6 protein-coding genes (2 of these 6 cut by a window edge) are annotated in these 7,500 nt (G+C 48.1%); 2 read left to right on the top strand and 4 right to left on the bottom strand.

Going from position 1 to position 7,500, the window contains the following annotated elements; genetic code table 11:
• The 3 genes from HP435_RS00195 to HP435_RS00185 all read right to left on the bottom strand — a co-directional run.
• Nucleotides 1–80 carry the 5' end (the start) of an HD-GYP domain-containing protein gene (locus tag HP435_RS00195; protein WP_173600197.1) on the bottom strand. It extends 1,012 nt beyond the left edge of the window, so only the first 80 of its 1,092 coding nucleotides appear in the window; it begins with the start codon at nucleotides 78–80; its stop codon lies off the left edge, out of view.
• Nucleotides 81–242: 162 nt separating this feature from the next.
• Nucleotides 243–2,759 (bottom strand): DNA gyrase subunit A, encoded by a 2,517-nt coding sequence (gene gyrA / locus HP435_RS00190; protein WP_122966900.1) that lies wholly within the window; start codon nucleotides 2,757–2,759, stop codon nucleotides 243–245.
• Between the two features lie 229 nt (nucleotides 2,760–2,988).
• Entirely contained in the window at nucleotides 2,989–4,173 is a 1,185-nt protein-coding gene (locus HP435_RS00185) for an MFS transporter (RefSeq protein WP_173600196.1), read from the bottom strand.
• Nucleotides 4,174–4,694: 521 nt separating this feature from the next.
• Here HP435_RS00185 and HP435_RS00180 point away from each other — a divergent pair.
• The gene (locus HP435_RS00180; RefSeq protein WP_173600195.1) at nucleotides 4,695–5,429 is read left to right on the top strand and encodes a response regulator transcription factor; all 735 of its coding nucleotides are present in this window, start codon (nucleotides 4,695–4,697) and stop codon (nucleotides 5,427–5,429) included.
• Entirely contained in the window at nucleotides 5,426–6,784 is a 1,359-nt protein-coding gene (locus HP435_RS00175; protein ID WP_173600194.1) for a sensor histidine kinase, read from the top strand. Before HP435_RS00180 ends, HP435_RS00175 begins: the two co-directional genes overlap by 4 nt.
• Nucleotides 6,785–6,836: 52 nt before the next feature.
• Here the strand turns inward: HP435_RS00175 and HP435_RS00170 are convergent, their stop codons facing one another.
• Nucleotides 6,837–7,500, bottom strand: the 3' portion of a protein-coding gene (locus HP435_RS00170; RefSeq protein ID WP_173598256.1) for an MFS transporter. It continues 611 nt past the right edge of the window; 664 of the gene's 1,275 nt are visible here — the last part of the coding sequence; the start codon falls outside the window, past its right edge; the stop codon is at nucleotides 6,837–6,839.

Here is a 7,500-nt window from a genome sequence, read left to right as displayed (position 1 = left end):
AGGATTCCCCCTAATGCCGTATAAACTTCCTCTGCCAATCTTGCTCCGCTGTTCAGTTGCTTCACTTCCACGATGGGCAACCTGGTCACCACCCGATCCAACTTGTAATCACATAGTTTTCTTTTCCCAATTTTACTCCAATTTCAAACCAATTGCAGGAATAAAGTAACAGTTTGGGCAAACTTTCTGTTCAAAAAAGAGCGCCCCACAAAACTCGGAGCGCTCCATTCATGATCTTGGCATTATTCTTCTATTGGTTCGTGATCGTCTGGTTCCACATTGGATGGAGCGTCAACTCCGTCAACTGCTTCTTCCATGTCCTCCAGATCGTCATCATCTTCATTAGGTGGGCATTTGGCTACTGAACCTACCTGTTCGTTTTCAGACAGACGGATCAGCTTCACGCCTTGCGTATAACGTCCCATTACAGAGATACCCTTCATCTCCGTGCGGATGATAATACCGGAAGTGGTGATAATCATCAAATCTTCTTCTGGCTCCACCACTTTCAGGCCGACTACATGCCCGCTGCGTTCCGTGACATTGTGCGTCTTGATCCCTTTACCACCGCGCGACTGAATACGGTATTCCTCAACAGGAGTCCGTTTGCCGTAACCGTTTGCCGTTACGATGAGAACTTCCGCGTTTGGCTTGATGACGTCCATATCAATGACATTGTCATCGTCGTCAAGCGTAATTCCCTTCACGCCGGTTGCGTTGCGTCCCATTGTCCGCACGTCACCCTCGTTAAAACGCACAGACATCCCTTTTTGCGTACCCATAATGATCTCTTGTTTCCCGTCAGTCAAACGAACACCAATCAGCTCATCGTCTTCGCGCAGATTGACTGCAATCAGTCCGCCTTTGCGAATGTTCTCATACGATTCCAGCGTGGTTTTCTTGATAATCCCTTTCTTTGTAGCAAAGAACAGGAATCGCTCATGATCAAATTCCTTGACTGGAATGACCGCGCTGACCCGCTCCCCTTTTTCAATCTGGATCAGATTGATGATCGGAGTGCCTTTTGCCGTGCGGCTGAGGTCTGGAATCTCAAAGCCTTTCAGACGGTACACTTTGCCCTTGCTTGTGAAGAACATGATGTAGTCATGAGAATTGGTAATATACAGATGTTCAACAAAGTCGTCATCCTTCGTTCCCAATCCCTGAACGCCCCGTCCACCGCGTTTTTGTGAACGATAAGTGGATACAGGCAGACGTTTGATATATCCGTCATGAGTCAGCGTAATCACGACATCCTCTTCCGGAATCAAATCAGCGTCTTCGATATGATTTTCATCAAAAGCGATGGCGGTGCGCCGCTCGTCTCCGAACTTCTCCTTGATTTCGCCGAGCTCTTCGCGAATAATCGCGTAGATTTTGGCTTCATCAGCAAGAATAGCTCGCAGCTCCGCAATCTTCACCAACAGCTCCTGGTACTCGTTCTCGATTTTCTCGCGCTCCAACCCGGTCAAGCGTTGCAGACGCATATCGAGAATCGCTTGTGCCTGCTCGTAGCTCAGAGCGAAGTTGCTCATCAGCCCCTCGCGAGCTTCTTCCGTTGTTTGCGAAGAACGAATCAGGCTGATAATCTCATCGATGTGATCCAGGGCAATGCGCAAGCCTTCCAAAATGTGAGCGCGCGCTTCAGCCTGCTTCAGATCGTATTCGGTCCTTCTGCGAATAATGACGCGTTGATGCTGCAGATAGTAATACAACATCTCACGCAGATTGAGGACGCGTGGGCGGCCATCGACCAATGCCAGCATGTTCACACCGAAAGTAGTCTGCATTTGCGTATGCTTGAACAGATTGTTCAACACAACTTTCGGAATGACATCGCGGCGCAGCTCCATTACGATGCGCATACCTTTACGGTCAGACTCATCGCGCAGATCGGTAATGCCTTCGATTTTCTTTTCCCGGACAAGCTCCGCAATCTTCTCAACGAGTCTTGCCTTGTTTACCTGATAAGGAATTTCCGTCACGATAATGCGCGGTTTTCCCTTTTCCTCTTCAATTTGGGTTTTCGCTCGCATGATAATTGAGCCTCGACCCGTTTCGTAAGCACGGCGAATGCCACTTACCCCAAGGATCTCTCCCGCTGTAGGGAAATCGGGGCCTTTGATGATTTTCATCAAGTCTTGAACCGTAATATCCGGACTGTCGATCATGGCAATGACGCCATCAATCACTTCCGTCAAGTTATGCGGCGGAATATTGGTTGCCATCCCTACGGCAATCCCCGACGCACCGTTCAAAAGCAGGTTCGGGAAACGAGAAGGCAAGACTACAGGCTCTTCCTTGCGCCCGTCGTAGTTAGGCGTGAAATCAACTGTCTCTTTATCAATATCGCGCAGAAGCTCCAATGCCAGCTTGGAAAAACGCGACTCTGTATAACGCATGGCCGCTGCCGGGTCACCGTCAACAGAACCGAAGTTTCCTTGCCCTTCGACGAGCATATAACGCATATTAAAATCTTGAGCCATCCTTACCATCGCTTCATAGATGGAAGAGTCACCATGCGGATGGTAGTTCGCCATTACTTCCCCGACTACGTTTGCCGATTTACGGAACGCTTTGTCAGGAGTAAGACCCATATCATGCATGGCATACAAAATACGCCTGTGCACAGGCTTCAAACCGTCGCGAACATCAGGCAGCGCGCGACTGACGATAACGCTCATCGCATAGCTGATGAACGACTCTCTCATTTCTTGGCTAATATCGACTTTGGGAAACCGAGCAGTTTCTTCTGCCATAAACGGTAAACCTCCAACTGGTTATCACAATACGTTATTATACCATATAGAAAGAGGGCACGTCCAAAAATTCCAGTCGAATCAATCGATTCCCCTTGTTTTTCTCAGTTTTTCGCTCTGCTTTTACGGCAGCATCGACACACCATTTTATTCCATATCTGTTTTACATTCACTTATGTTTTGCCATACCGGCTTTTCTTATGCAAAAATAAAAAAAGCCGAACCGATCTCAAGAAGAAATCGATTCGGACATAGCAGTCTTTTTGCCTTGCCGAGCCAAATAAATGAGGTAAATCAACAAGTAAAGTCCGAGCGCTACTAATGAATAACGATACATCACGGCAAAGCTGGTCATTTTGGCGATCGCCCCCAAAATCATGGCACCACCGCCGATCCCCAAATCAAATGCCGAGAAAAACGTCCCGGTAGCCGCGCCCCTTCTGGTCGGATCGACACGTTTGATCGTCCACGCCTGCAAGGAAGGCTGCACACCGCCAACACCAATACCAAACAATATCGCGGCAAGGATCATCTGCCATTCAGTCGTACTGTACGATAGCAAAAGCAATCCGCCGCCCAGGATAACCCCACCGGGAAGCAAAATCCACACAGGTCCCTTGCGATCAAACAACTTCCCAGCCAAAGGCCGAACCGCCATCAGTGCAATCGCATTGAACAAGAAAAACAACCCGATATTGACGATTCCGACCTCAATCCCGAACAAAGTAATAAAGCTGACGATTCCTCCGTAAATAATTCCGATCAACAAATTCAACAAGGACGGAAACAGCGCTGCCTTTTCCAAAAGCCCGCTTAACACGCTGCCTTGCTGTTTTTTCGCAGGAACAATCGGTTTGAATTTTACCAGGCGCGACAGTATCATCGCTAACGCAGTCAAGCCTGCTGAGATGGCAAAAAGCCAGCCGTATCCCCAGTTTTGCGAAACCCACAGCCCCAGAAGCGGACCGAAGCCCATCGCCAAATTGCTGAACATCCCGAAGTAGCCCATACCTTCTCCGCTGCGTTCCCGAGGAATGATATCAGACACAATGGTTCCGTAAGTCGTCGTGACGATTCCCCAACCGATCCCGTGCAAAAAACGAATCGCCAACACCAATGCCACGCTGACCATCCAATAGTAGCCTGCAACCGCCAGCAGAAAAATCGCCAAGCCGAGTAAAAGGACTGGCTTTCTCCCGATCGTATCCAGCGCTTTCCCGGCAAACGGACGCACAAGTAGCGCTGACACAGTGAAAAGACTGATGACAAGCCCTACCGCCAGTTGATCTCCGCCCATATCAGTCACATATACGGGAAGGGTGGGCAGAAGCATCTGAAAAGCGACAAACAGCATAAAGTTGGAGAGCGCCAGGATCACAAAATCCTTCGTCCACAACGCCTTTTTTTCTGACATAACACTCACTCTCCCATACGAGTCCTGATCCTTTTCAATACAATATTATATGTAATGTTTTAAAAGTCAACCCGCCGATGGCACTTCTCCCCTGCCCTTGCCATTCTGCGAGCCTCTCGATCGCCATGCCCATGCTCATCTTTTTCAAAACAAAAAAGACGCCGGATACCCGACGCCCTGCCGCTCTGATTCATTGGATAATGCTGAACGAAACTATTACAGCTTAACGATCATTTCCAAATCGGAGGTGCGAATCATTGTTTTGGTGTCGATCAGCAGTCCGAAGAACAGCACGGCTATCTTCATTAGTTTTCTCATGGTGTATCCCCTCCGTTTGTTTGTTACCTTGATTATACAAGCTTCCAAGCGTCTCTCCCATCGATTTGCCTTGCATGGATCTTACAAAGCTGTAAGGCTTGCAAAAAAGTGTGGGAAAAGTATGGGAAAACCGCGCTGGCAACGGATCGGAGAAAAAACTGTTGTACAATAGCTTGTGAAGATAAGCCCTGCGGAGGAACCCGATGAAAGACTTTCGTATCGCCATAGTTGATGATGATGTGAACATTCGCCAGATTGTTGCCGCCTATTTGCAAAAAGAAGGCTACCTGATAGATGCCGTAGGATCGGCAGAGGAAGCCTTTTTTCTAAAAGAACAGGCTCCCCCTGACCTTTGGGTTTTAGACATCATGTTGCCCGGTATTGACGGATATGAATTTTGCCGTCGTATCCGCGCGGAATCTGAAACGCCTATCATCATGATTTCTGCTCGTGATGAGGAAGTGGACAAAATACTCGGATTGGAGCTTGGCAGCGATGATTATTTAACCAAGCCGTTTAGCCCGCGTGAGCTGGTAGCGCGCGTCAATCGTGCTTTAAAACGTTGGGAACATATGCGTCAACCTGCTTCACAATCGGGACTCGCCTCTGTAGCGGCGCCAGCACCAGGTAAAAACTCTGCCCCAGAAGGTCTTCTCGTATTGGATAAAGACAAACGACTCGTCTATTCGCTGGGGCACAAAGTAGAAGTGACCGCAAAAGAATTTCAGGTGCTCAGCCTGCTATCAGAGAATCCGGATCGGGCTTTTTCCCGAGATGAATTGCTGACGCTCGTCTGGGGCTACGACTATTTTGGCAGCGACCGTGTCGTCGATGATTTGATCCGCCGCATACGCAAAAAACTGAATCACATTCCGCTAGAGACAGTCTGGGGATTCGGCTATCGCTTGCGCAAAATGGAGGGGCCAAACGAAGGATGAATATCCAGTTGCGTATCACCTTGATGTTCGCGCTGCTCCTTTGCCTGGTGACCGGAATATCTGCTGTTCTGATCAATTCTTTTTTGCTCGACCATTTAATTGCCCAGCAAAAGAAGGAACTGACGCTAAAAGGCCAGTTCTGGATTGAAAAAACGACTCTTGCCGATCAAAAAATTACAGATGCGGACATCTCCGAGCTGGACAAGCTGCTCGTGTCCAATCGCAAGGTAGAGTTGCTATTGATCGGTAAAAAGAAGAAAGTGCTTTATACCACCTTGCCTTCTTCGAATGTAAACGATTGGCTGCAAGCCTTGGAACGGAAAGCGGAAAAACGGCAAGATAAGAACATCTGGATCATTGGCCAAGACGACTATGTCGTTGTCAATCTTCCTCTTAAAAACGATGAAAAGCAGCGCCTTATCCTCACATCACCAGTTCGCGGGCTGAAAGATGTGCGAATGGAACTCACGACAAATATGTTGCTGATCGTATGCATCGGGGCTGTTTCAACGATTTTGCTCAGTTTTTTTATCACACGCAGCATGGTGCGACCGTTGAACAAACTGACCACAGAAATCAAAAAAATACAGTTTCGACGCTTCTCTGACGTCCAGCTTGTCCCGGCCCGTGGGGAGATTGCAGAAGTAGCAGAGAGTGTCTACTCCATGGCGCAGGAGCTTGATCGCTTTCATGAAATTCAGCGGCAATTTTTACAGAACGCCTCACACGAATTAAAGACTCCACTCATGTCGATTCAAGGATATGCGGAAGGAATACGCGATGGTGTTTTCGCAGAGGCAGCGGCACAAAAAGGATTGGATGTTATCGTAGAAGAAACAAATCGCTTAAAGCATATCGTTACCGAAATCATTTTGCTGGCGAAGCTTGAGAGTGAAGAAAATTTGTTTCGTCCCTCCGATCATTCGGCAACGGAGTTGGTGAACCGCGCAATTGAGCGACTTCATCCACTCCAACTGCAAAAAAAGATTTCCATTCAAATTCGTGCCGCCACTACTCCCGACATTGTTTATATAGATGAGGGAAAGGTGCTCCAGGCTTTTCTCAACATCATTGGCAATGCGTTACGACACGCCAGAGAAAAGATCGTCATCGCTGTGGAAGTCGGGAAACATTTTGTAACCGTTCATGTTATTGATGATGGAGCAGGCATCCAGGAAGATTTGCTGCCTCATTTGTTTCACCGCTTTGTCAAAGGGAAAAATGGCGAGGTAGGGCTAGGATTGGCTATTTCCAGAGCAATCATTGAGCGTTCACATGGCCGGATTGAAGTTGAAAATGGCGCGTTATGCGGTGCTATTTTCCGTATCTCTCTCCCGCTGGCCCCCCTTGCGTAAAACTAACCCCCAAGGTACTGAATCCTTGGGGGTTAACTTCGCGCTTTTACCGTTACATATTCCGGGAAACATCTACGCTGAGCGCGTTCCTTCCAATTCTCATTACCATAAAAGAAGCGAGCAGACAAAATGCTCCTGCGACAATAAACATAAAGAAGTAGCTGTTCAATACCGTATAGACGACTCCACCACCGTAAGCAGCTACTGCTGCTCCCAATTGATGGGCGGCCAGTATCCATCCAAACAAAATCCCTGCTTGCTCTCTGCCAAAAATATCGGTCGTCAATCTCATTGTCGGAGGAACTGTGGCAACCCAGTCCAAACCGTAGAAGACGATGAACAACCCCAAACTAAATGTCGAAGATGACAGCGCAGTAGGAAGAAACATCAAGGAAAGACCGCGAAGTCCATAATACCAGAACAACAGCCAGCGATTATTGTAACGATCCGACAGCCATCCGGAAAAGGTCGTTCCAATAATGTCAAAAATCCCAATCATAGCGAGCAGACTAGCGGCAGTAACTGCTGGAATACCATGCTCCATACAGGCAGCAATAAAATGAGTTCCGATCAAACCATTCGTAGACAAGCCACAAATAAAAAAGCTGCCAGCCAACAACCAGAAATCAAAAGAACGAAGACCTGTGTACAGCCCTTTCATTGCCGCCCGAAACGGATTTTGTGCCGGAGCGACATGCTCTCGATCAGCTACAGTC

The sequence above is a fragment of the Brevibacillus sp. HD3.3A genome (assembly GCF_013284375.2).
GTDB lineage: Bacteria > Bacillota > Bacilli > Brevibacillales > Brevibacillaceae > Brevibacillus > Brevibacillus parabrevis.
The sequence above is the reverse complement of the archived record's forward strand: the minus strand, read 5'-3'. Positions and strand labels throughout refer to the sequence as shown.

Coding starts and splice junctions, on each gene's coding strand:
- HP435_RS00180 (WP_173600195.1), top strand. CDS start 4,695: ATGAAAGACTTTCGTATCGCCATAGTTGATGATGATGTGAACATTCGC.
- gyrA (WP_122966900.1), bottom strand. CDS start 2,759: ATGGCAGAAGAAACTGCTCGGTTTCCCAAAGTCGATATTAGCCAAGAA.
- HP435_RS00185 (WP_173600196.1), bottom strand. CDS start 4,173: ATGTCAGAAAAAAAGGCGTTGTGGACGAAGGATTTTGTGATCCTGGCG.
- HP435_RS00175 (WP_173600194.1), top strand. CDS start 5,426: ATGAATATCCAGTTGCGTATCACCTTGATGTTCGCGCTGCTCCTTTGC.